Source organism: Nanoarchaeota archaeon, from assembly GCA_018897155.1.
Classification (GTDB): domain Archaea; phylum EX4484-52; class EX4484-52; order EX4484-52; family LFW-46; genus LFW-46.
The window spans coordinates 22,495-46,265 of sequence record JAHILE010000048.1; the positions used below are offsets into that span (position 1 = coordinate 22,495).

The following is a 23,771-nucleotide window of genomic DNA, read 5'->3' on the forward strand; positions in this document are numbered from 1 at the left end:
CCGCTTATATACGTACGGCGCAGCTCTTTGTGGTTCGCATCGAGTGGCGAAAACATATAAATCTATAGAATTATCTATTAGTGTGATGCTATGGAAATAAAGCCGACGCGCTCGGAACTAATGAAGCTAAAGAAGAAAATCAAGCTTGCTAAAAGCGGCCATAATCTTCTTAAGAAAAAACGCGACGGATTAATCATAGAGTTCTTTGAAATTCTAAAACAGGCAAAAACAGTGCGCAAAGAGCTAACTGACGCTTACAAAAAAGCCCGCCATAATGTTGATGTCGCATCTGCCGTTGAAGGTGTATTTCCGCTTAAAACAGCAGCTATGACAGTAAGCCCCTATACCCCAATAGAGCTTTCTAGCAAAAACATAATGGGTGTGGTGGTGCCGAAAATAAAGACTGAAAAAAACACCAAAACACAAGTTTACAGCTATATAAGGGGCTCAATAGCGATTGATGAAGCGATAGCGACATACAAACAGGTTCTTGAAAAAGCAGTGACTGCTGCCGAAGTAGAGACGGCGATGCTTAAGCTTCTCCAAGAGATAGAAAAAACAAAGCGCCGAGTAAACGCACTCGAATTCTCACTCATACCAAAAATGCAGAAAGAGGCTTCTTTTGTCACGCTGCGCCTCGAAGAAATGGAACGTGAGAATATCTTCAGACTGAAGAGAATCAAAAATAGACTTAAGTCAGCTTAAAAACAACATACTAGTAACGCTTATTAACTGTCTTAAGCAATATATATTATGGTAGTTTCCAGCAATCCCATAACAAAAATACTTCTCGAAGTGCCCGCCAATGCAGACTTGGGCGATATTTCAATAACACACGGCGCTGTTGCAGAAGTTTTTGATTCAACAGGGGCTCTTTCGCGCAAGCCTTTCGAGCTTGCGGAACATGCACATCCTGCCGAGGTTTGGTTCGAGCTGAATATTTCAAATAGCCGCTTCAAAGATGGGCTTGAGGAAATGAATAAACTGGCGCACATGGGATTTTCAAACTTTAAAATACTGCTCTCAGGGTTAAAAGATCCAAGCGACATCTATCGCGTGCGCCTTATTGCGGCTGAGCAAGGATTTTCCTTCGGCATGGAAATTCCTTTCGGAATTCTTGTCGAATACCCTGCAATGGCCCTTTCATACGAAGCGATTTCAAAAGCAGGCGCCTCATTTGCCCTTATGGATATAGACACCCTCTCAAAAAGAATATTATTTTCTGAAAAAACGCCTGACGGACTTCCTGATCCGGTGGCTAAAGTAATGGAAGATTCAATAACGCACTTCAAAGGTATGCGAATGCACGTCTCTGCGCGCGGAAATATGCTTGAAAATGCCGCAGTCATAAAGGAACTGACAAATTTGGGAATTGATTCTGTCGTATCACACCCCGATAAAAAGGAAAGACTGAAGCTAAAACTGCTTCATGCAGAAAAAAGCCATGAGATTGATTTCTTAAAGGCTAAGATGCGCATGCACCTCAAGTCGCGAGCGTAAAAAATCACAATCCAGTTGATTTTCAAGCTTTCGACGTGGCCAAAAAGTTTGTCGAGCAAACGGCATGAGTTTCATCGCATTCATACTCACATTGCAATGAAAAATCAATAGACGTACAGAGATTGAACAAAGAAGCGGTCGGAAATATATCAAAGTATTTAAATAGCGGTGTATATATAATAGACTATCATTTCTAAGGGATTCTAATGGGGGGTAATACAATAATAAGAAACGTAGTTGCATCTTGCAGCACTGATTCAAAAATACCGCTTTCTCGCCTGGCTGTGGGCCTTGAGGGTACTGAATACGAGCCGGAGCAATTTCCGGGACTCGTCATGCGCCTGACTGATCCAAAAGCTGCTGCGCTAATATTCAACTCGGGAAAAATCGTGTGCACTGGAACAAAATCGCCCGAAGATGCAAAATGCGCAATCGATAAATTAGTGCAGACAATACAGACTCTTGGCGTAAATATCGGAAAAGTAAGAGACATCACAATACAAAATATTGTGGCGTCAGCAAACATGGATGCAAAATTGAATCTTAATAAAATAGCTGTGGAACTTGAAGGAACAGAATATGATCCCGAACAGTTTCCCGGACTGATTTACCGGCTTGATGATCCACGGGTTGTGTTTCTCTTATTCACATCCGGAAAAGTGATATGCACCGGAGGAAAAAGCCAAAAGGAACTGAATAGAAGCATTGAAAAGCTTCGTGAGAACCTGATTGGAATTAACGCGCTTTGAATATCATTCGCAATTTTCGGCAAATAAAATCCGAAAATCCCGATAGACATTTATCAAACTACGAACACAAAAAAATCGGGGGGTTTTTAATAAGGCTATCTTCTACGCTGATTCCCAGCCGGAATAATTTGATATCCCATTCTGTCGGCCGCCTGTTTTTCGGCAATGTCTATATATTCGCATATCAGCGCGCATCATTCAACAAAAATAGGCAACGAATGGATAAGAAGAATGTTTTTTGTTGCAGTGCTTCGTATGTTGCTGGAATTGATATTAAAAAATTAAAATAATAAGAAAAATATAAAGCGAAACCCCGAAATGCCGGGAGTTTCGCAAATTAATTAATTTAGAGAGATTAAAATTGAGTTAAAATAAATTTCGGGATTATTTTTTCTTTTTCTTGCCCTTTGCTACTGCTTTCTTCTTTGCTGCCATTTTATCACCCCATAATTTTGAATTGCTTGAAAAATACACAAGTATTTCAAGATAGTAACTATTATATGCCCCATAGTATATATAGTTTTTTTTAAAAATACTTTTTTCAGAAAAAATTTCAGAATTTTTTTCAAATATTTTTTTAGAAAAAAATAAAAATTATTTTGCAATAATTCTTTTCAGCACCTCTGCAATCTCTTTTCCGCTTGCGCGCCCGGCAAGCTCTTTCATTGCCGCGCCGATAATGACATTCATTTTGCCGGTTTTTTCGCGCAAAATTATTTCTTCAAGTATTTTTTCAAGATCCTGCGCAGAAATTTTGGGCGCTGCTGAAATTATTTCTGAAATCGGCTTTCCTGTGCGCGAATATTCCAGAACAACCTGCGCAATTTTGTTTTTTTCGATTTTCCCATTTGAAAGCAACTCAAAGATTTCACGAAAAATAGCTTCGCTGATTTTCTCAATCTCAATGTTTTCCCGGGATTTTAATTGTGGAAGCGTGTTTGTAAAAAATATTGCGATAGTTTTTTTCTCGGATTCGTGTTTTTCTGCGATGCTTTCAAAAATATCCAGATAATCCGACGCAATTATCTGGCCTGCAAGCTCTCCGCCGATTTCTTTTTGGATATGCGCAAATTTTTCATCAAGCGTTTCAGGTCTCTTTATTTTCCGAATTTCCGATTTCAAAACAACAATTGGCGCGACATCAGTTTCCGGATACATCCTTGCCGCGCCCGGAAGAGGGCGCATAAATTCCGAATCGCCATTTGCAAGGGCGCGGCGCGTCTCTTTAGGAACGCCATCAAGCAATTCATTTACACGATTTAGAACTGCATTCATCGCATTTTCCGCAGTATTTTTATCTGCGGCGACAATCGCGATAAGGTCACCATCCTTTGCTCCGAGAAATTTTCGCAGCTCGACAAATTCATTTATTATGCCGTATTTTGCCAGGTCTTCATCAGAATGTATTATTCCTTTGACTTTTGCTTTTGCGCGCGCGAAACCTGCGACTTCATTTCCAAGAGTCCTAAAATCATTAAGCTTTTCCTTGAAAAGTCCTGCGATTTTTTCCAGCTTTATTGCATAAATCTCTTTTCCGCCAAGTATTTTTGACTGCGAGCCCTTGAAAACCGATGTTGCGTTGATAAAATACAATTCCTGTTTTTTGAAATCCCTTTCTTGGAGTTTTTGTTTTATATTCAAAAGCCCCGTCTGGCGCAAAACTTCCTGATTCACAAGTTCAGGAATCATTTTAAGGTCCTGCGCGCCTTTTATTTCCGTCCGTGCGCCGTCTTTTATTGAAACATTTACATCCTGCCTGATTGTGCCTATGCCGCGCATCACATTTCCCGTGCTTTTCAGAAGCATGCCGATTTTTTCCGCGGTTTCTTTTGCATGCTCAGGGCTCTTTATATCCGGCGCAGTCCCGATTTCAACAAGCGGAATTCCGAGGCGGTTAAGGCCAAAAACAGTTTCCCCATCGCGAGTTTCAAGAATCTGGCAGCTTTCCTCCTCAAGCGAAATATTTGCTATGCCGACAAACCCTTTGGATGTTTCCAGATTTCCGTCAATTCCGACAATCGCGGTTCTCTGGAATCCTGAAGTGTTTGAGCCGTCAATCACTGTCTTTCGCATGAAATGAAGCTCTTGTGGAATTTTTGCAGAAAACATTTTTGATATAAGAAGCGAGATTTTGAGGGCGTCCTGATTTACGCTATGCGGCGGCTCTTCATCCATTTCCACAAGGCATGATGATTTCGGATAGATCTTGTAAATAAATTCCTTTTCGCGGCCAAGCTCGTGCATTACTGCGGCATCCACTTTACCAAGCTCGCCAGCCACTGCGCGCAGCTTGCGCGTTATTTCTGATTTTGAGGCTTCATCCACATCAGTCGCGCAATTGCAGAATAATTTCTTTGTCTTAAGGCGGCGGTGTATTTCAATGCCGCATTTAAATCCCATCTTCTGGTAATCAAGTTCCATTATATCCGCCTAAATATAGTTATTTATCTAATGAAGTATATTAATAATATGAATATACGCCTATTAAGGGGTTGAAAGATCAATGAAATCAGGAATTGTAGCATTTTTGGCAGTGCTTGTAATTATGTCAAGCACTAGCAATGCGATGAAAATAGAATCATACGGCATTGTATCGGAAATTACTGATGATAACGCGGTTCGCCAGAAAATGCTGATAACAATATTAAACAATGAAGCCCGCGAACTTAACAGCGGCTCAATTTCCGCGCCTTTGGATTCCAAAATAGTTTCAATAACTGACAATTACGGCGACCTCGATTACAATATCGAGAAAAACGGCAAGTCAGATATCCTATTCAGGTTATCAAAGCCGTTGCAAAGTGGCGAGCCGCGCATCATAGTGATATATCTCGAAACCACAGGCCTTATAAAGAATACGGGGGATTATTTCGAATACTTGTTGGTATTTACGCCAAAACAAAACATATCTAATTTCGAGCATCTCCTGAAACTTCCCGAGGGCGCAAAGCTATACTCTTCCGAGCAATTTGCAGTTGTTTTCCCGGAGGCAAAAATCGGAAAAATAAATGATGTGATCTCTGTTGAATGGATTTCTGATCTGGCTGCCGGAGAGCCGCAGGTATTTCTCGCAAGATTCAAAACAGAACACATTAACTGGAAATCCATGGGCATGGCGGTTGCATTAATTATGGCAATGATTGTTCTGGGGCGTTACCTACAAAAAATTCTGAAAAAAAACATCAACAGAAAAAAAGAAGATTTTGTAGTGCGCTCGTTGAACCTGTTAAACGAAAGCGAAAAGCCCATTGTAGAATCAGTTATAAGACATCCTGGAATAAAGCAGAATGAACTTCGCGAGATGCTAAATTACAGAAAATCGGCGATAAGCAAAATTATAAGCAGGCTTGAAGCAAGAGAAATAATAGAGCGCAAGAAATCCGGCAAGATAAACCGGATTTATCCGGGAGATCGCCTGAAAAACTAATTTTTGCAACGGTTTCCACAACAGATAGTTATATGGTTTCCGCCAAAAAAATAAGAGGCTTAAATAACAGCCCAAGGTGAAATTATGAATTGTGCGTATGGAAAAGACATATATAAACAAGAAAACAAAGAGTATTTCATGAAACTAAAAAAACAGTTTGTTTTCTTATTTACAATATTGGTTGTGAGTGGATTTCTATTCGGAAATGTTTTTGCCGAAAATACTGCTCTAACAGCGGCTGGTGCTCGAACAGTATCCGCCCCGAGTGACGCTACCACTGCAAACGCGGCGGTAAATGACGCGACAGGCACTATAAAATCATACGCGTCTGGTGCTGTAACCAGAAATGTTCTAAAGGCAAAGCTTGAGGAAAAATATGCCGCAGGCACGCTTACGAGGCAGGACTTAAAAAACGCCCTTACAATAGCTTACCGCTACAACGTTCTGAAAAGAGAAGATCTAAGATATATCATTACCAACATGTACAAAGAGAACACGCTTACTCGAGATGACCTTAAATGGATTCTTAACCAGGCATATGCCCACAAAGAGCTTACCCGAGATGACCTAAGATACATAATAACTGTGGCTTACAAGAACGGCGAATTGACAAGAGAAGATATCAAGTTTCTTGTAATAGAAGCATACAAAGCGGGCGAACTTAAAAGAGATGATGTAATGTGGCTGATTGTACGCGCATACAAGAACGGCGAGCTTACAAAAGAAGACCTTAAATGGCTTGTTGTAAACAGCTATAAAGAAGGCAAGCTCACGCGAGATGATTTAAGAGCGCTCATAACCGCAGCATACAGCCAAGGCGAACTTACAAAAACGGATGTTAGATGGCTGCTTGTGAACTCCTACAAAGAAGGCGTATTAACAAGAGACGATTTAAGAACCGTAATTGCCGCAGCATACAATCATGGAGAGCTCACAAGAGCAGACATTAAGTGGCTGTTCATTAACAGCTACAAGGAAGGTATCCTGACAAAAGAAGATGTTAAGGAACTCTTAAGGGCTGCTTATAAAAAGGGCGAACTCAGAAAGTCCGATGTTGAATGGATACTGAACGAAGGATACAAAACAGGAGAAATCACGCAATCTGAAATCAGCATTGCTGAAACTACCGGGGAAACAGTTGCTGTTGAAGCCCAGCCGGCATCGGTTGCAAGCATGCCTGAAGTAACGACAACAACAGTAGCCACTGCAGCAGAATCTTCTGACACAACAACATCAGGAACTTCAGCCACAACCGCTGTAAGAGATGAGCTTAAGACAACACAAGCATGGATGCTATATAAATACGCTCTTGTACCTATGGAAAGGCACAGGATTGGCATGGAAGCGCTTATAGGCTATGTTGAAGGCATAAACGGAAGCACCGCAAAACTTGTCGAGCTTAAAAACCAGTTCGTAGCACAGCAGGATAGCCTCAAGGCAGCTGCAGAGAAATCAGATTACACCGGCGGAAGGGCTATTGTTGAACAGATGAAAAAGACAGTTGCCGACTTCAGAACAAATGTAAGGGCGCAAATAGGAACCAATACAGAAGCCGCAAAAGCCGCTTTGAACAATGCGCTTGAAGCAAACGAAGAATATCTTGATTCATTAGTAACTGAAGCAAGAGAAGCTAAAAAGAACAGGAACCTTGAAGCTTTCGACTTTACAAACGCAAAAATACAGGCGCGACTTGATAAAGAAAAATCAAACGGAGCCGATGTATCTGCACTGCAAGCAAAACTTGATGAAATAAAAGACACAAGAAGCGCTTTAATTGATGCAATGAATACTGGAATAGAGTCGTGCAAAGGAGAAGGAATCGGAAAATGCACTAAAACCGAAGCGCAGAATCATATAAAACTGCGGGCAGAGCTTGAAACAGACTATATGCAGCTGCGCGAGCTTGCAAAGCAAATCGGACAGAGCCAGAAAATAGGCAATGCGATTACGCAGGCATATAATATAATAGCAAATGCCGAAAAAACAATTGCCGCTGCAGAAAGAAATGGCTTAGATGTTTCTGTCCAGAAAGCAAGACTTGCGGAAATAAAAGGAATAGTTAATGGCGCCAATGCAAAGTACCTGGCAAGAGAGTATACTGGCGCAGCCAATGACCTTAAATCAGCACAATCTGCTTTCGAAACGCTGAAGAAAAACACTGTGACAACTGCCGCACCAACCGGTGCAAGACCCGCTACTGCAACCAATCCGGCCGGTACAAGGCCAATAGCAGCAACTAATAGATGAGGTTGATGATATGAAAAAAACAACTGTTTTGTTTTTGGCATTTTTAGTGCTTGTAGTGGCTATAAGCGGCTGCTTTGGGAATAAAGAAACAAATACACCTACAACAAGCGGCTCTCAGCAAACCGTGCCAAGCGGCATCAGTACAAGTGAAAGCATACCTTCTGCAGATGATGGCGCGGGATTAACTATTGAAACACCGCAGGCATCAGCTGACGAAAATGTCGATCTTGGAAGCCTAATATAAACAAGCCAAAAGAACTATAAATCAAATGAGTTAAAGCGGCAAACGCTTTAACTCTTTTTTATTTTTTAAAGAATAATCTCTTTCAAACATGCGTTTGATTAATAAATTCGATAATCTACAAACTCAACTTCTCCGCAATCTCTTTCATTGCCTTAAGCGAAATTTCAACAAACAAGTCATAAGGAATTCCCGCGTTCTCACATTCCATAATATTCTCGCGCTTTGAGCCCGCAGCAAAGCCTTTTTTCTTGAACGCGTTTTTGACAGAATCCTCGCTGACGTTATCAATCTTTTTGCCTTTCACCATCGCGCAGGCGATTATCAGGCCGGTCATCGAATCTGCGGCAACTAATATGTGCTCCATTTTTGTTTCGCGCGCAACCGGATTTGCAATCATTGAGTTGTGGGCAAGAATCGCGCGCAAAACATCATCCGGAATTCCTTTGCCTTTCAGCAGCTCCTGCGCCAAAACTCCGTGCATCACCGGATTTTCCTTTGTCTTCTCGAAATCTATGTCATGCAAAAGGCCGCAGAGCGCCCACATCTCGGCGTTTTCGCTCAAAAACTGCGCGGATGATTTCATTATTGCCTCTGTCGCATACATGTGCTTCAAAAGAAATTCGCCTTTTACGTGCTGTTTTACTAATTCTCCTGCTTCTGAACTGTTCATAATATCACAATTTATTTTTCGTTACTGATTTTTAAAAGCATATTCGACAGCCGCTTTTGCATGTATTTCCGCAGTGTCAAACAGCGGAATTCGGCAATCTTTCTGTTTTATCAATAAAGGTATTTCAGTGCAGCCAAGAATAACACCATCTGCGCCGTTTTTTTCGAGGTTCGCGATTATTTTTTTGAATTGTTCCCGCGAAGTATCGCTTATTTTTCCGATGCAAAGCTCATTGTAGATTACATCATGCACAACCTGCCGCTCTTTTTCATTAGGCATAATAACTTCTATGCCGTGATTTTTGCTTAATCTGCCTTTGTAAAAATCCTCTTCCATCGTGTACTTTGTGCCAAGAAGGCCAACTTTTTTAATTCCCATTTCCTTGATATTTTCCGCAGTGGCATCAACAATGTGCAGTATAGGAATCTTGATGTTTTTCTGCAACTCATCAAATACTTTATGCATGCTGTTTGTGCAAATGATAATAAAATCCGCGCCAGCGCGCTCAAGGCTTTGCGCAGCATCAATCATCATTTTCGTTGCTTCACTCCAGTTTCCGGAATGCTGCAGTTTTGCAATTTCATCAAGATCGAAAGAATACATAATGCATTTTGCAGAATGAAGCCCGCCAAGCATCTTTTTAACGCCCTCGTTTATAATGCGGTAATATTCTATAGAAGATTCCCAGCTCAATCCGCCTATTAGGCCGATGGTTTTTATTTTCAGTTCTGTGCTGCCATTCTCTTTTTTCGGATACATTTTTCTCACAGCGCATATTATGCGCGGCAGATTATAAGTAATTATACCCAATCCTTACGGGTATTTCATATGCCAAATTCCCTGTTCATAATCTTTATCTCGGCTTTTCTCAAATGCTCAAGAAGCGTTGCTTTGTTGAACCCTAACTTTTTTGCCAAATCCTGCGCAGAGATTTTTCTCGGCCAATTGTAATAGCCGCGCGCAACGGCATACTTCAGCACCATTTCCTGCTGGTCTGAAAGATTAAATCCATCAAATGTTGATTTTTTGACATATAGAAGTTCAAGCGCGCCGAGTTTTTTAATCGCTTCAATTGCATTTTTTATCGCGCCCTTTTCCGGCGCGGCAATTGTCCAGATTTCCCATCCGCCTTTCAGAAAGACTTTGCGCGATGCAAAGCAGTTGTTTTTCAGGATTGTGTGAACAACTGACTTGAATTTTATGCCTGATGTGTCCGTAAATACCTGCACAATCAGCTTCTTTTCAATTTCTTCAAGGACATTCCACTTCGCGATTATTTGGGATTTATCAAAATATTTCTTGATTGCATCTGCTTCGCCTTTTGCCAAAGATATTTCGGTAATATCCTGCACAAAATCCTTTGTAAGGCTAACTGTGATGTGCGTGAGAAATTCACTTTTAAATTTCACAAGACCGCCTGTCCAGCAGCCGTTGTGCTTCAATTTGAATCTGGCTTCGAACATAGAATATGATTACATTTCTGAATTTATATGTGATTTCAAAGCAGTGGGCTAAACAAGGGCATTACTGCACACCCTCATCCGCAATTGCCTCTTCAATGACTTCCTCGCGCATCCTGAAGTTCTCATTTAGTTTTGATTCGCGCCACGAGCCGCTCCGGTACCACAAAACTGCGGCAACTCCGGCAACAACATTTGCAACAGGAAACGCCCACCATATGCCGCTTGCTGCAAGAGCGGTGTGCTTTGAAAGAACGTATGCCAAAGGAAACCTCAGGACCCAAAGCGCGAAAATTGCAAGGATCATAGGAATGAATGTATCGCCCCAGCCGCGAAACGCGCCTGCCAGCACCTGCTGCACGCCGATAAAGCCGAATGTCAGCGCAGTAATGCGAACAAAAAGCGCGCTTCCTTCAATAACCGCGATGTCTCCTGGTATGAACAATGCCGCAAGCGGCTTTGCGAATATGAAAATTATTATGCCGGCAAAAGTCAGGATAAGAAACGCCATAATCGCGCCCTTTTTTGTAATCTCACGCGCCCGGTCTTTTTTTCCGGCGCCGATATTCTGGCTGACAAGAGTTGATGTGGCAATCGAAAATCCTATTGCCGGTATTATAACAAAGCTGATTATTCTTCCGCCGATGCCGTACATTGCCACTACCTCAGTCCCGAAACTTGCGACAAGAAAAGTCATCACTGCCATTCCGAGAGCCTGCGAAGACTGCTCAAGAGATGCCGGAACCCCGAGCGCAAAAATCCGTTTTATAACCGAATAGTCCGGCGCAAGATTTTTCAGATTCAAATGTATGCCGTACTTCCCGCTGAAAAGCATCCAAAGGCCGATTATTGCAGCAAGCCCTTGAGTAATGACTGTCGCAATAGCTGCTCCGGCAACGCCGTATGCTGGAATGGGGCCGTAGCCCATGATAAACAACGGATCAAGCACGTAATTCAAAGCAACTGTGCCAAGGACAACGTATATCGGCGTTTTTACGTCTCCGACCCCGCGCATGAGCGACTGGAAAACGAAATAACCGAATACGAAAACAAGGCCTGCAAAAGAGATCTGAAGGTATGAAACCGCGCCAGTAAAAACTGCCGCATCCGCACCCATCAGCTTTATGAGGTACGGAGATGCAAAATACCCTATTATTGAAAGCGGTATAGATACCAAGACCATCATCAGAAATGTCTGGGCTGAAACATAATTAATGCTGTGCTGCCTGCCTCCGCCCTTATGGTGGGCGACAAGTATTGTCCCTGCGATTGCAAGCCCTCCGCCGATGGATATTATCAAAAAGAGTATCGGAAAGCTTAATGAAACCGCGGCGATTGCATTCGCGCCAAGCCTGCCGACCCAGAACGTGTCGATAAGCTGGTACATTGTCTGGAGAATATTTGCAAAGATAATCGGCAATGCAAGGGCAAGCATTGATGATATTATGGGCCCTTCAGTGAGGTGGTTTCCGGCGCCTTTGGGATGGATTTGCGCGCCGCGCGATTTTTCAGAATCCATCAGAACTCATTGTGCGCCAAATATATAAGGATTTGTTTTTAGCGAATGTACTTAAGGGAATCAACCGGATACAATTTACCGGAAAGATAATCGCGCACCACAGCCTTTATTGTTTTTCCGCGCAACTTTGAATCATCCATTGCAAGAATTTCTTTGGGGGTGAACCAGCGCGCGTCCATAATTTCGTTCTTCGGAATATTCAATTCGCCGGAAACTATTAATGCTTTGAAACGAAAATGGATCCTCATAAAATCGTTGTCTGTGTTCGGAGGGTTCTGATATATCCCCACAAGGCCATCAAGTTTAACATCAAATCCGGTCTCTTCCTTTACTTCGCGCCGGGCCCCGTCAGCAATATCTTCCGGAGGGTCAAATCCGCCTGCAGGAAAATTCCATAGCCCACGCACCCGTTCTTTTGCTTCCTGCACAAGCAATATTTTTCCATCCTTCTGGACAAGCGCGCCGACAGTTATTATTATTTCCATACAATACCTATACGATCGCCAAAATATAAATTCCCATTATAAGCAAAATCGCGCCGATTACGCGCGCAACCCCGTGTTTCTCTTTCAGCGCGAGCCATCCAATCAGAGCGGCAAAAAGCGGAAGCGTTCCTGATATCGGAAGAACTTTTGCAGCGTTCTGCATTGAAAGCGCGTAGAACTGGAAAGCGACCCCAATAGGCGCGGCAATCGATGCCGCAAAAATCAGCCGGACGAGTTTTTTTTCGGAACGTATGGCATTGATTGTTTCTATAAGTTGTTTGCGCTTTGTTGCAAACGAAAAAAGAACAAAATAAATCGCAACAAAAACATACATGTAAAGCGATAGCATTAGAGGATGCATTGAGCCGACGCCAAGCTTTGCAACTATGCCGATAAGCGCAAGAAAAACAGCGGATATTGCTATAAGAACCATTCCGGCGGATTTTTTCGGGACTATTATTTTTCCATCTGTCCAGACAATGTATCCGCCCAAAACAATAACCACGACTCCAAGAAAATCAATCGCAAGAAATTTTTCTGACAAAAGAATTACTGCGAAAAAAAATGACAAACTCACGGAAATGGCATCGCGATAAGGAATCAGTTTTGACACTTCACCTGCTTTAAGCGCGTAAAAATATGTTATTGCAGCTAAAAAATAAAGTAGGGACAACGCAATCGCCAGATAATTTATGCCGAATGCGGAGAACGGAATTGCAAGGGCAAGAACAAAAATATATGCGACAACCGCATTGATAGAAAACCTTATTGCAGAAAGCGCGAGAGCATCGACTTTCGCGCTCTTCAGAATATGCCTGTCAAAAACAGCAACAAGCGCGTGCAAGAACGCAAAGGTCAAAGCGAAAATAAGCCATGTTTGCATACTATTCAATATCAATTAATAAACCATATATTTAAAGATTGAAACGAATATGTAATTAATGATAAACGAGAGCGGTGTAAGGGAGCGCATTACATCTTTGCTGATGGATTACAATAAACTGCATAATAAAGAAGACGAAGCAGAAAAACTGGCAGAGGAATTCATAAGAGAGCTTTTTGAATCGTTGGGCTGGAGCTGGCGCGGCGGCGAGATAAAATTTCAAAAAAGGATAAAAAGTGCCCAGAAAACAACGCGCGTGGATTTTTCTTTCAAAAAAAGCGGCGAGTTGCGCCCTTCATTCTATCTTGATGCAAAACGCTTTTCAAACCGCCTTGAAGACCAAAAAGACGTACAACAGGTTCTTGATTACGGCAAAAACAGCGGGATACGATGGGTTATTTTGACCAATTTCATAAAATGGAGAGTATTTAATTCAGATTATTTCGATGAACCAGAACATGCGGAGCTATTTGAGTTTGATTTAAACGGCTGCCTGGGAAATCCGGAATATATGCGTTGGTTATTACTGTTCTCAAGAGACACTAGCGGAGTTGCGCTGAACGAGTACGCAAAAAGCCATAAAAAATGGAAAGAAAGCGCGGATATAGAGGATTTGCTAACTGAACAATTGCTTGAAGCACGTCAAAAACTCGGCGTTGCAATCAGAGATCAAAATCTTCCGAAATTCGACACTGGGCAAAATATGGAAGAATCAATTGATTATTGCGTACAAACAATCCTTGACAGGATTATTTTTTGCAGAATGCTTGAGGATAACGGCTGCGACCCTGACAGAAAAATGCAGGATGCTCTTGAGCGATGGGAAAACGGAGACAAACGAATTCAATTCTACAAGGATTTTCTTTGCCCATTTTTCGGAAAAATGCATGACAAGTACGACAGCACCATATTTGACCAAGACAGAATAGACAGATTATCGATCAAAAATGAAGATTTTGTCCCTGTTTTGAAATCATTCTATAATCACCCGAAAACAAATTTAAGATACCGATTTGATGTTATCAACACAGACGTTTTAGGGCATGCATACGAAAATTATCTATCTTACAAAGTAACTGCTAAGAAAAGGGGGCTTGAAGAGGAACAGTACAAAAGAAAGCAAAGCGGAATATACTACACTCCGGAATTTCTTGTCGATTTTCTTGTGCGTGCGACGCTTGGAGAGCGCCTGAAAAAATGCAAAAATCAGGCAGATGCGCTTAAAATCAGGGTTATTGACCCTGCTTGCGGCTCAGGCACATTTCTTGTCCGTGCGTTTGAGGAATTTAAAACATGGTTTACGGAACATGAAAGAAAAAAGGAAAAATCCGATAACAGTTCGCAAACTCAGCTGGATGCGCATAGTGAAACAGGAACATCCGGCTTTCTTGACAAAGTTTTAGAGAACTGCCTCTACGGCATCGATTTGGACTCGCGCGCCGTGAGGTTGGCGAGACTAAACTTATTTTTGCGCGCTGTCGATACGCCAAAACAGCTCCCGCAGCTTAAAATTATCGAAAGAAATTCGCTTGTATGGGATAATGAAATCCCGGGAGCGCTCAAAATAGAAAGAGATTTTCCGCTTGTCGCGGAAGCCGGAGGATTTGATATAGTTCTCGGCAATCCGCCGTGGGAAAAATGGAAGCCGGATTCACAGGAATTCTTTGAACAATTTTATCCGGGCTTCGGCAAACTGCCTGTTCAAGAGGCGAAGAAAAAAATAGAGGAGCTTACCAAAAAGCCGTACATAAAGAAAAAATGGATTGAAACGCAAGCGCATTACGAGATGTATTCCACGATTTTCCGGGAAAATTACGAATTCCAGAGCGCGGAAAGCAACGGAAAAAGCGTATCCGGAGATTTGGATTTATACAAGATATTCACCGAACGCGCGCATCAATTGCTTAAAGACGGCGGCATGTGCGGCTTTGTAGTTCCAAGCGGAATTTACACGGATTTGGGGGCAAAAGGATTAAGGACCATGCTTTTCGACCATTCAAAGATTAATGCGCTTTACTCGTTTGAAAACCGAAAGTTCATATTCCGGGATATTGACCAGCGATACAAGTTTGTTCTTTTAGCTTATGAAAAAGGCGGAAAAACAAAATCGTTCCCGTGCGCGTTTTTCCTGCACGACAAAGAAGATTTAGAGATGGCAGAAGAAAATCCAACAATACTCGACGTTGAATTTGTAAAGAGTTCATCGCCTACTGCATGGAGTATGCTGGAAATAAAAACGCCAAAAGATTATGGAATTGTCAAGAAATTGCTTAAAAATCCTTTACTTGGAGAAAAAATAGAAGGCGCGTGGAATGTGGGAATGCAAAGCGGCTTCCACATGACAAATGATAGTCATCTCTTCAAAACAGGACTTTATGGCGTGTCGATGCTTGAAGGAAAAAATATCCACCAATTTACACATAATTTTAGTGAATCGCCAACGACACGATTTAAGATATTAGAAAAAGATATCGAAGCGAATCTGAAACCAGATAAAATATATCATAAAAGCTATTGGATGGCGTATAGATTGATTGCGAGGTCGATGGATACAAGAACTTTCATATCTACGATAGTGCCGCCGGGTTATGTGTGCGGAAACTCAATAGCCATAGTAAGAACGCCGGACTTAAAACAATTATGCTTCCTTTGCGGTGTGATGAACAGCTTTGTAGTCGATTACTTTATGAGACAGAAAGTCAGCGCGAATATCAATATGTTCTACTTCCTTGAAACACCGATTCCTCGCCTTTCTTCAGGCAAAGAATTTGACTCAATCGTGCGCAAAGTCGTTCAATTAGTGGCAGTAACGCCTGAATTTGACGCGCTGAAAAAAGAAGCCGGAGTTGAACACGCGCTGACAAATGAAAATGACAGGATGCATGCACGCGCGCAACTTGATGCAATAGTGGCGAAACTCTATGGCATTACAAAAGAAGAATTGCAATTTATTCTCGCGCAGTTCCCGCTTGTGGATGAGAAGCAGAAGGAGATGGTGTTAGAGAATATTAAAATATAAACTTTCGAGAAAACACTCTAATTATGGAACACGAAACTAAGCCACTTAAAATATTTCTAAGTCATGCTGATAGAGATAAACTACTAGCATCAAAAATCAAGGCTGGGTTGGGAACTTATGGATTGAATGTTTTCTTAGCACACGAAGATATAAACCCAACTTCTGATTGGAGTGCTGTATTGATTGATGAACTAGAAATGTGTGATATTTTTATCGCGTTATTGACTCCAAATTATAAAGAAGCCGATTATCCCGATCAAGAAGCGGGAATAGCATATTATATGACAACAAAGTACAACAAGGTTATTCTATCTCTATCGACAGAAAGAACGCCTCATGGGTTCTTATGTAAGTTTCAGTCTTTGAAAATAGATGAATTTCTCCTAGATATAGGAAAGGGCAAACCATTTCATTTTTGTAAGGCTGTATTAACTGCGCTTTACGAAAACAAACTATGTAAAGAAAGGATAAAAACAAGTCTTATAGATACTTTCTGCAATAGTCATAGTTTTGAGCAGTCTAGTAGAACTATCTATATGGTGTATAGGTTATTACACCCAAAGTTACTAACTTCGGAAGAAGCGGATAGATTAGTTGATGCAGCCCTAATTAATTGCCAAATATATGGCGCAGCTGGCGTTATAGAACGTCTAAAAACTGTTGTGGAAAAACACTATGCAGAACCATCTAAAAAAATCAAACTCAATCAATTATCAAATTTAATGTAAACATCAATACAAAAACATCTCATCCGCAACGCGCCCGTAAATCTCGCCGGCGCAGTTTCCCAAAAACTGCCCGGAACCTTTTTATACTTTGACCACCAGTAATCATGTATGAACACTGATGTTCAAAAAATCATAAAGTATCCGCAAATACTGCGGCTTTTTCTGAAGTATCCTGAAAGGAGATTTACGCCGCTTGAGCTATCGAAAATTGCGCGCATTCCATACCCGACAGCACGCCGCTACGTTCTTCTTCTAGGAAAAGCTGGAATTGCGGATATCGAGCGCGTCGGGGCATATAATGTATGCCGGCTTAACGCCGGCTCGCCGCTGATTCCGGAAATAAAAAAAGTTTTGCAGTCCGAATTATCGCCGCATAAGCATGCCATCAGGGAATTCGCAGATAATCTGAAGCAAATAAAAGAAATAAAAAGGGCCATCCTTTTCGGAAGCGTCGCCGGAGGAAAAGAGACGCTTTCAAGCGATATAGACATAGCGGTTATTGCAGAAAAGAAATCGGGCGCGCTTGAAAAGAAAATAATCATGCTCTCCGGAAAAATACTTGATAAATCGCGCATGAGGATTGTTCCAATACTGCTTACGGAAACCGAAGCAAGAGAGACCCCGCAATTCAGAGAGGAATTGAAAAAAGGAGTTGTAGTATATGAGCGACATAAAAGAATCCGAATTTTGGCTTGAAGGCGCAAAAAAAGTAAGCAATTCCGGAGAATCAGAAAAGGAAAAATACACCGTAGCAGTTGCCATGACTATTCACTCAATAATAAAGGCCAATGATGCCCTTACGGTAAAATTTATGAATAAGCGCGCTGTTAGACACGATGAAGCGCCGGAGCTTTTCCGCCAGCTTGTGCAATTCAATAAAATCCCGGCAAAATTCTCGGATTTGCGGCTGTCGGTGCTTGCCCCGGCAATTCAAATAAAATCGAAAGCGGATTATAAAGGATTTGAAGCAAGCAAATCAGATACAGAACGATGGATTAGAAGCGCAGACAAATTCCTGAATGCTGTCAAGGAGTGTTTGAACGAATAATCTTGTATGATATTATGACTTAATACAAAAACATCTCATCTACAATCCTTTCGGAAATCTCGCCGGCGCAGTTTGCCAGAAACATTTCGCGCGCTTTCTTCATATCTTTCGTATGCCCGAGAACCCAGCCGAGCTTGACATAAGCGACTTCCGGCAGCATGTCCTTTGCAAAAATAACGCCTGCCTCGTCCATCTCGATTGCTGCGCGATAAACATGCGGATGCGTGCTGCCGTAAAGCGTCTGCGATGCACTCACAAGAACAACTCCGGATTTTATTGCATTCTTTACTGCTGTTTTCCACGATTTTTTCGCATCTATTGTGTCCCACGGAACATGGCCGAGCGCGGTTGTCTGCATAACAATTCCGCGAAAGCCTTTCTTGACGTAAAAATCAATTATTGACGGGTCTGAACCGGGATAAACTGCAACCTGAGCAACTTTTTCCTCGAACTTTGTATCTGCAACAACTTTAGATTCAGAGCGCATTCTGAAATTTCCGTCCATAACATCCAATTTTCCGTCAGGCCAGATTTTTCCGATTGGAAGCGAGTTTATCGGCCTGAATGCGTCGCGTCGGGATGTGTGCATTTTCCTGACTTTTGTGCCGCGGTTTATCAGGCAATAATCGTCATTTGTTGTTCCGTGCATCACGATTGCAACTTCGGCAATATCCGACAGGCAGTAATGCGCCGCGCATGCAAGATTCATTCCGCCGTCAAAGCTTGCGCGGTCAGGAGAACGCTGCGCTCCGACAACTGCAACGGGCTTGCTCAAATTTTGTAGCATAAATGAAAGCGCGGCTGAGGTATAATGCAAAGTGTCTGTTCCGTGTGTGATAATTATTCCGCGCGCGTCAGTATTCAATTCTTTGGCAGCCGCTTTTGCGATTTCCTGCCACTGTTCCGGCGCCATGTCTTCGGATGCAATCCGAAACGGGCTCTTGATGGATTTAATATTTACAAAATCGCGAAGCTCAGGAGTTGTGCGAAGTATTTCATCAGGCTCCATCAGCATGGAAACTCCGCCGGTTTTATAATCCACGCGCGATGAAATTGTTCCGCCGGTTGCAATGAGAGATATCGGCGGCTTTGATTTATCAAAAGACAAATTGCCTATCGGCGCAGTTCCGATTTTTGCTGAGGAATGCCCTAATTTTTCCAGTTTTGCGCCTTTTTCGAATTTAATGCCGACATTATATCCGCTGTCAAGCTTTAGAACAATACTATCAGTATCGCCGACATCAGAGCGTGGCATAAGAATGCCTTCGAAATCATCAATTTTAATCCTATCTCCAACCGCGATTTTTTTTGACTTGAGAATCTGCTCGACATCTTTGGAATACATATCAATTTATTGAAAAAGAGAATTTATATAAAACAAAATATGTTGGAAATTGAAAAGTGAATAAAAAAATCCGCAAAAATTGAAAGAAAAAATCCAAAAAAAATCCGTTATACGCTTATTGTCGAATAATATTTTGCGCGCAAAAAAATCTATATATACTAGTTCAGCACATATACTTTTTGTGAGCAAAATGGCACAAACAACAACGCTTTGGAGTTCTATGAATTCGTTTGTGTCAGTGTCCACAAAATATTTTGTATCCTGCATTAACCTATACCCAATAACTGCTTAATGCGGGATGATTCCTACAAAATAAAATTCTTGGATGACCGTACCTTTTTCATATTATTAATTAGTATTCAATCTATCCCAAAAGGCTTTGATGCGCTTCGAGTTGCCGCTTGACGCGCCGATATCAGGGTTCGGACCGAATGTTTCCGGAGCAATTCCGTTTTTTACCATTGCAGGATCCGAACCCTGACGAAGCCTAAAATTTGTTAGCATTGTATTAAATTAAAGAGCGCAATAGCTCCAATTATGTATTTTGCAGTATATAAATGTTTTTAGTTGTCTAAATGTATGGTTGAAAAACTTCCGAAAGCAGTTATAATCCTTCATAAATGCACATCCATATATCCGCGATTTTACGAGATTGTGGCGCAAAACGAATATTTGGAAGAAGTCAAAACGTCTTTTGAAAGATATCTCAAACATTCAAACGTAGATACCGCAGAAAGCAAAACCTGTAGTGCCATTTCTAAAGATTCTGCAAAAAAATTAAAAGAATTGTTCAGAATTGATTGGATTCCTGTCGGTTCTCAGAGCCTTATTGGCCGCCAATACATACATCCATTTCTAAAGCTTGCCTTAGAAAAAGAGTATCCAGTATATTATCACGATGGCAAAGAACTTATCGAAACGGATTCGACAAAAGAAAATTTAGAATGGATGGTTTACGATTCAGATAGAAAAGAAAAACTCCGAATGCCTCACGTCCACAACCTTTAAAAACCTTCCTAAAGAACATAAGGTATTTAGCATTCATGTTCTTGAACAGAATAGAATGAAAAGAAACTGTAGGGAATTTATATGGCACGAGCAAGTTTTATCGAAGACCTGAAAACGATTATCAAAGACGCAAAACAGATTAGAAATATCGCTATTTGCGCGCATATTGACCATGGAAAAACAACGCTTTCCGACAACTTACTGTCAGGAGCAGGCTTGATCTCAAGCGACCTGGCAGGAAAGCAGTGCTTCATGGACTTTGACAAACAAGAACAAGAGAGAGGCATAACAATTTATTCTGCAAACGTATCAATGATTCATAGTGTTGGTAACAAAGACTTTGCCATCAATCTTATAGATACGCCCGGCCACGTAGATTTTGGCGGAGATGTGACAAGAGCCATGAGGGCGGTTGACGGCTGCGTTGTTGTGGTTTGCGCAGTAGAAGGCGCAATGCCGCAGACAGAAACAGTTCTAAGGCAGGCATTAAAGGAGCAGGTAAAACCGATTCTATTCATAAACAAAGTCGACAGATTGATAAAAGAACTCAAATTATCACCTGAGGAAGTTCAACAGAGGCTTGCAAAGCATATTGCTGCAGTGAACACACTTATCAAAAAATACGCACCTCTTGAACGCCAGGCAGATTGGATGGTTGATGTAAACTCAGGAAAGGTTGTATTTGGCTCAGCATATCATAACTGGGCGATTTCAATTCCTTTCATGAAGAAATCAGGAATAACATTTAAAGATATTTTTGACGCAGTAAACGGAGGAACTGAAAAAGAGTTCGCAAAAAGAGCGAAAGCATATGAAGTGCTTCTTGATTCAGTCATTATGCACCTTCCAAGTCCTTTCGAAGCTCAGAGATACAGAATCAAGAAAATCTGGACTGGTGAGCCCGACAGCCCTGAAGGAAAATCAATGTCCGAATGTAATCCAAACGGACCTCTTGTTGGCGTTATAACTAATGTCAGCGTAGATATGCACGCAGGTAGCATCAGCACAGTAAGGCTTTTCTCAGGGACTATAAAAGAAGGCCAGGCAGTCTATCTTATAAGCCAGGAATCAGATGAACGGGTACAACAGGTTGGAGTCTATGCAGGACCGCGAAGAGTGCAGCTCGGCGAGATTTCATGCGGAAATATCATTGCAATATCAGGGCTTTCAAAGGCATTTTCAGGAGAAACAATCTGCTCTGCAGAAATAAAGACTGCGCCATTTGAGAGCATAAAGCACATATTCGAGCCGGTTGTGACAAAATCCATTGAAGTAAAAGATGTCAAGAATCTGCCAAAAATGATTGAGCTTCTAAGACAGCGCTCAAGAGAAGATCCAACAATAGCGATAAAAATCTCTGAAACCACTGGAGAAACACTCGTATCTGGTCTTGGAGAACTTCACCTAGATGCAAAAATCGAAAGATTTTTGCGCGACAGAGGCATAGACATCATTGTTTCAAAGCCGATAATTATCTATAAGGAAAGTATTTTCAACAGTTCGAACGAATACGAAGGCAAGTCCCCCAACAAACACAACAAATTCTTTGTAACGGTGACTCCAATGCCTGAGAGCGTACTCTCTGCAATGAACGCAGGGCTTGTAGAAGAAGGAAAAGTCCGAAAGCAGGATGTAAAATCCACTGTCGAAGAGCTAGTTACTGCTGGAATGAATCGTGACGAAGCAAAAAAAGTAATTGACCTTTACAAGGGAAATATACTTTTGAACGACACAAAAGGCATAGTGCAGCTCAGCGAAGTTATGGAGCTTGTAGTGCAGTCTTTCCATGAAATAAGCGACCAGGGCCCTCTTGCAGGAGAGCCGGTAACTGGAATGCTGATACATCTCACAGATGCCAAGCTTCATGAAGATGCAATACATCGAGGCCCGGCACAGGTGCTTCCGGCAGTCAAGGGCGCGATAAAGAACGCGATGGTTGATGCCAAAGCAGGCCTTCTTGAACCGAAGCAAATACTTAGGGTCGATACGCCAATGGAGCGAATCGGCGACGTAATGAATGAAATACAAAACAGGCGAGGCCAGATTCTTGAAATGACTGAGGACTCAGGAATGTCAGTCATCAAATGCAAGCTTCCGGTAGCCGATATGTTTGGTTTTGAAGGTGCGCTTAAATCTGCAACAGGAGGACGAGGATTCCAGTCTCTCATAGACATCATCTACGAGAAGCTTCCGAACGACATGCAGGATAGAACAATTCTTGCAATAAGGAAGAGAAAAGGCATGAAAGAAGAGTTGCCGAGCATAGATGTTGAATAGTTCATTTAAAAAATTTTGAAATCAATCCGAAGACATGACATACATCGGTCCAATGGCGAGCTTTAATCAAGAAAAAAAGAATCATCCGGCAGATATTAAGATTTTCAGAGATATTGTAGACATCTCTGCTGAAGAATGGCTGGAATACATGGAAAACCAGAAAAACTGGACTAAGGACGACTGGAAACTACACATACAATATGTTGATGCATTAGGCAGTAAACGTATGCACGGATATTGTAAGTAAAACAAATAGTATGTGAGGATGGTGCGCGAACTACAAACACACACAAGTTTTCTATAGAGTGTGAAACATATGCCTCAAGCGCACATAAAAAAGAAAGTTCTTATCACAGGTCATGCCGGATCTATCGGCACGGTTCTTCGGGAAAGCTATCTAAAGGAAAAATACGATTTCTCGTTCTTAGACAAGAAAAAAATGGATGGCGTAACTTCTTTTCTGGCGGATATTAGCAGTGACGACATATCGCCGGCTTTCAAAGGCATCAATACAGTAGTGCATCTGGCTGCAGACCCTCGCGAAGACACTCCGTTTGAAAGCGTTTTAAAAAATAATATTCTTGGAACAGAAAGGGTTTTCGAAGCTGCAAGAAATGCGAATATCAAAAAAATAATATTTGCAAGCTCTGTAAGAGCCACTGATATGTATTTGTTAAGCAAAATGCCTAAAGGAACTGAAGGCAATTGGTGGGACTTATGGGAAAAATTCGGCACAAAACCGCCAAAAATCATAACTCCAAAAGATCCTGCGAATCCATATAATCATTACGGCATAAGTAAAGTATACGGCGAAAATCTGGGGAGATACTATTCTGAAAGATATGGCCTATCAGTAATCTGTCTTAGAATTGGCGGATTCGGGCGCGAAAAACCGGCAAACTATTTCTTAAAAAGCGTGTGGATAAGCCACAGAGATGCAATTGACGGCTTTGACAAATCAATTGAAACCAAGAATATCAAATTCGGCATATACTACCTGATTTCAAACAATAAGACAAATGTCTATGACATATCAAGCACAATCAAGGACTTAAAATACGCTCCAAAAGATAATTCGGATTAATCAAAATTCTAATCAATAAAAAAGAAAAAACAAGGCGCGCCACCCACGAAAGCGGCGCGCCTCTATTAATTAAATCCT

The 23,771-nt window shown here is 41.6% G+C and carries 23 protein-coding genes; 14 read left to right on the plus strand and 9 right to left on the minus strand.

Annotated elements, in window-relative coordinates; translation table 11 throughout:
* Window positions 1-90: 90 nt before the first annotated feature.
* The 3 genes from KKB09_06465 to KKB09_06475 all read left to right on the plus strand — a co-directional run bounded on the left by KKB09_06465 (window position 91) and on the right by KKB09_06475 (window position 2,249).
* The gene (locus KKB09_06465; protein MBU4300834.1) at window positions 91-705 is read left to right on the plus strand and encodes a V-type ATP synthase subunit D; all 615 of its coding nucleotides are present in this window, start codon (window positions 91-93) and stop codon (window positions 703-705) included.
* Between the two features lie 48 nt (window positions 706-753).
* Window positions 754-1,500: a hypothetical protein gene (locus tag KKB09_06470; GenBank protein ID MBU4300835.1), complete on the plus strand. Its 747-nt coding sequence runs from the start codon at window positions 754-756 to the stop codon at window positions 1,498-1,500.
* Between the two features lie 206 nt (window positions 1,501-1,706).
* Entirely contained in the window at window positions 1,707-2,249 is a 543-nt protein-coding gene (locus tag KKB09_06475; protein ID MBU4300836.1) for a TATA-box-binding protein, read from the plus strand.
* Window positions 2,250-2,843: 594 nt separating this feature from the next.
* Here the strand turns inward: KKB09_06475 and gatE are convergent.
* Entirely contained in the window at window positions 2,844-4,670 is a 1,827-nt protein-coding gene (gatE, locus tag KKB09_06480) for a Glu-tRNA(Gln) amidotransferase subunit GatE (protein MBU4300837.1), read from the minus strand.
* A gap of 82 nt (window positions 4,671-4,752) precedes the next feature.
* On the opposite strand from gatE, the gene KKB09_06485 reads away from it, so the two are divergent.
* The 3 genes from KKB09_06485 to KKB09_06495 all read left to right on the plus strand — a co-directional run bounded on the left by KKB09_06485 (window position 4,753) and on the right by KKB09_06495 (window position 8,167).
* Complete coding sequence (locus tag KKB09_06485) at window positions 4,753-5,676, plus strand: MarR family transcriptional regulator (GenBank protein ID MBU4300838.1); 924 nt, start codon at window positions 4,753-4,755, stop codon at window positions 5,674-5,676.
* Window positions 5,677-5,760: 84 nt separating this feature from the next.
* Complete coding sequence (locus KKB09_06490; GenBank protein ID MBU4300839.1) at window positions 5,761-7,923, plus strand: hypothetical protein; 2,163 nt, start codon at window positions 5,761-5,763, stop codon at window positions 7,921-7,923.
* A gap of 10 nt (window positions 7,924-7,933) precedes the next feature.
* Window positions 7,934-8,167 (plus strand): hypothetical protein, encoded by a 234-nt coding sequence (locus KKB09_06495; GenBank protein MBU4300840.1) that lies wholly within the window; start codon window positions 7,934-7,936, stop codon window positions 8,165-8,167.
* A 115-nt stretch (window positions 8,168-8,282) separates the two neighbouring features.
* Here the strand turns inward: KKB09_06495 and KKB09_06500 are convergent, their stop codons facing one another.
* From KKB09_06500 to KKB09_06525, 6 genes are all read right to left on the minus strand, one after another.
* On the minus strand, window positions 8,283-8,837 hold the full coding sequence (locus KKB09_06500; GenBank protein MBU4300841.1) for an HDIG domain-containing protein: 555 nt from the start codon (window positions 8,835-8,837) through the stop codon (window positions 8,283-8,285).
* A gap of 21 nt (window positions 8,838-8,858) precedes the next feature.
* On the minus strand, window positions 8,859-9,557 hold the full coding sequence (locus KKB09_06505) for an aspartate/glutamate racemase family protein (GenBank protein MBU4300842.1): 699 nt from the start codon (window positions 9,555-9,557) through the stop codon (window positions 8,859-8,861).
* 104 nt (window positions 9,558-9,661) lie between these two features.
* On the minus strand, window positions 9,662-10,300 hold the full coding sequence (locus KKB09_06510; protein MBU4300843.1) for a helix-turn-helix domain-containing protein: 639 nt from the start codon (window positions 10,298-10,300) through the stop codon (window positions 9,662-9,664).
* A gap of 61 nt (window positions 10,301-10,361) precedes the next feature.
* Window positions 10,362-11,816, minus strand: coding sequence for an MATE family efflux transporter (locus KKB09_06515; GenBank protein MBU4300844.1), 1,455 nt, complete (start codon window positions 11,814-11,816; stop codon window positions 10,362-10,364).
* 38 nt (window positions 11,817-11,854) lie between these two features.
* On the minus strand, window positions 11,855-12,301 hold the full coding sequence (locus KKB09_06520; protein MBU4300845.1) for an NUDIX domain-containing protein: 447 nt from the start codon (window positions 12,299-12,301) through the stop codon (window positions 11,855-11,857).
* A 7-nt stretch (window positions 12,302-12,308) separates the two neighbouring features.
* Complete coding sequence (locus tag KKB09_06525) at window positions 12,309-13,184, minus strand: DMT family transporter (protein ID MBU4300846.1); 876 nt, start codon at window positions 13,182-13,184, stop codon at window positions 12,309-12,311.
* 58 nt (window positions 13,185-13,242) lie between these two features.
* On the opposite strand from KKB09_06525, the gene KKB09_06530 reads away from it, so the two are divergent.
* The 4 genes from KKB09_06530 (at window position 13,243) to KKB09_06545 (ending at window position 17,979) form a co-directional block, all read left to right on the plus strand.
* Window positions 13,243-16,203, plus strand: coding sequence for an N-6 DNA methylase (locus tag KKB09_06530; protein MBU4300847.1), 2,961 nt, complete (start codon window positions 13,243-13,245; stop codon window positions 16,201-16,203).
* A gap of 23 nt (window positions 16,204-16,226) precedes the next feature.
* Window positions 16,227-16,931 (plus strand): toll/interleukin-1 receptor domain-containing protein, encoded by a 705-nt coding sequence (locus KKB09_06535; protein ID MBU4300848.1) that lies wholly within the window; start codon window positions 16,227-16,229, stop codon window positions 16,929-16,931.
* 108 nt (window positions 16,932-17,039) lie between these two features.
* Window positions 17,040-17,627 carry a nucleotidyltransferase domain-containing protein gene (locus tag KKB09_06540; protein ID MBU4300849.1) on the plus strand — a complete coding sequence of 196 codons (588 nt, stop codon included), beginning with the start codon at window positions 17,040-17,042 and terminating at the stop codon, window positions 17,625-17,627.
* Window positions 17,593-17,979: a hypothetical protein gene (locus KKB09_06545; GenBank protein ID MBU4300850.1), complete on the plus strand. Its 387-nt coding sequence runs from the start codon at window positions 17,593-17,595 to the stop codon at window positions 17,977-17,979. The genes KKB09_06540 and KKB09_06545 overlap by 35 nt, the downstream gene beginning before the upstream one ends.
* 19 nt (window positions 17,980-17,998) lie before the next feature.
* Here the strand turns inward: KKB09_06545 and gatD are convergent, their stop codons facing one another.
* Both gatD and KKB09_06555 read right to left on the minus strand, forming a co-directional pair.
* Entirely contained in the window at window positions 17,999-19,324 is a 1,326-nt protein-coding gene (gene gatD / locus KKB09_06550; protein ID MBU4300851.1) for a Glu-tRNA(Gln) amidotransferase subunit GatD, read from the minus strand.
* 348 nt (window positions 19,325-19,672) lie between these two features.
* A complete protein-coding gene (locus KKB09_06555) occupies window positions 19,673-19,828 on the minus strand; it encodes a hypothetical protein (GenBank protein ID MBU4300852.1) in 156 nt (51 codons plus the stop codon).
* A gap of 75 nt (window positions 19,829-19,903) precedes the next feature.
* Here KKB09_06555 and KKB09_06560 point away from each other — a divergent pair, with 75 nt between their 5' ends.
* From KKB09_06560 to KKB09_06575, 4 genes are all read left to right on the plus strand, one after another.
* The gene (locus KKB09_06560) at window positions 19,904-20,332 is read left to right on the plus strand and encodes a hypothetical protein (GenBank protein ID MBU4300853.1); all 429 of its coding nucleotides are present in this window, start codon (window positions 19,904-19,906) and stop codon (window positions 20,330-20,332) included.
* 81 nt (window positions 20,333-20,413) lie between these two features.
* The gene (locus KKB09_06565; GenBank protein MBU4300854.1) at window positions 20,414-22,609 is read left to right on the plus strand and encodes an elongation factor EF-2; all 2,196 of its coding nucleotides are present in this window, start codon (window positions 20,414-20,416) and stop codon (window positions 22,607-22,609) included.
* Between the two features lie 34 nt (window positions 22,610-22,643).
* On the plus strand, window positions 22,644-22,856 hold the full coding sequence (locus tag KKB09_06570) for a hypothetical protein (GenBank protein MBU4300855.1): 213 nt from the start codon (window positions 22,644-22,646) through the stop codon (window positions 22,854-22,856).
* Between the two features lie 69 nt (window positions 22,857-22,925).
* Window positions 22,926-23,693 carry an SDR family oxidoreductase gene (locus tag KKB09_06575; GenBank protein MBU4300856.1) on the plus strand — a complete coding sequence of 256 codons (768 nt, stop codon included), beginning with the start codon at window positions 22,926-22,928 and terminating at the stop codon, window positions 23,691-23,693.
* Window positions 23,694-23,771: the final 78 nt, after the last annotated feature.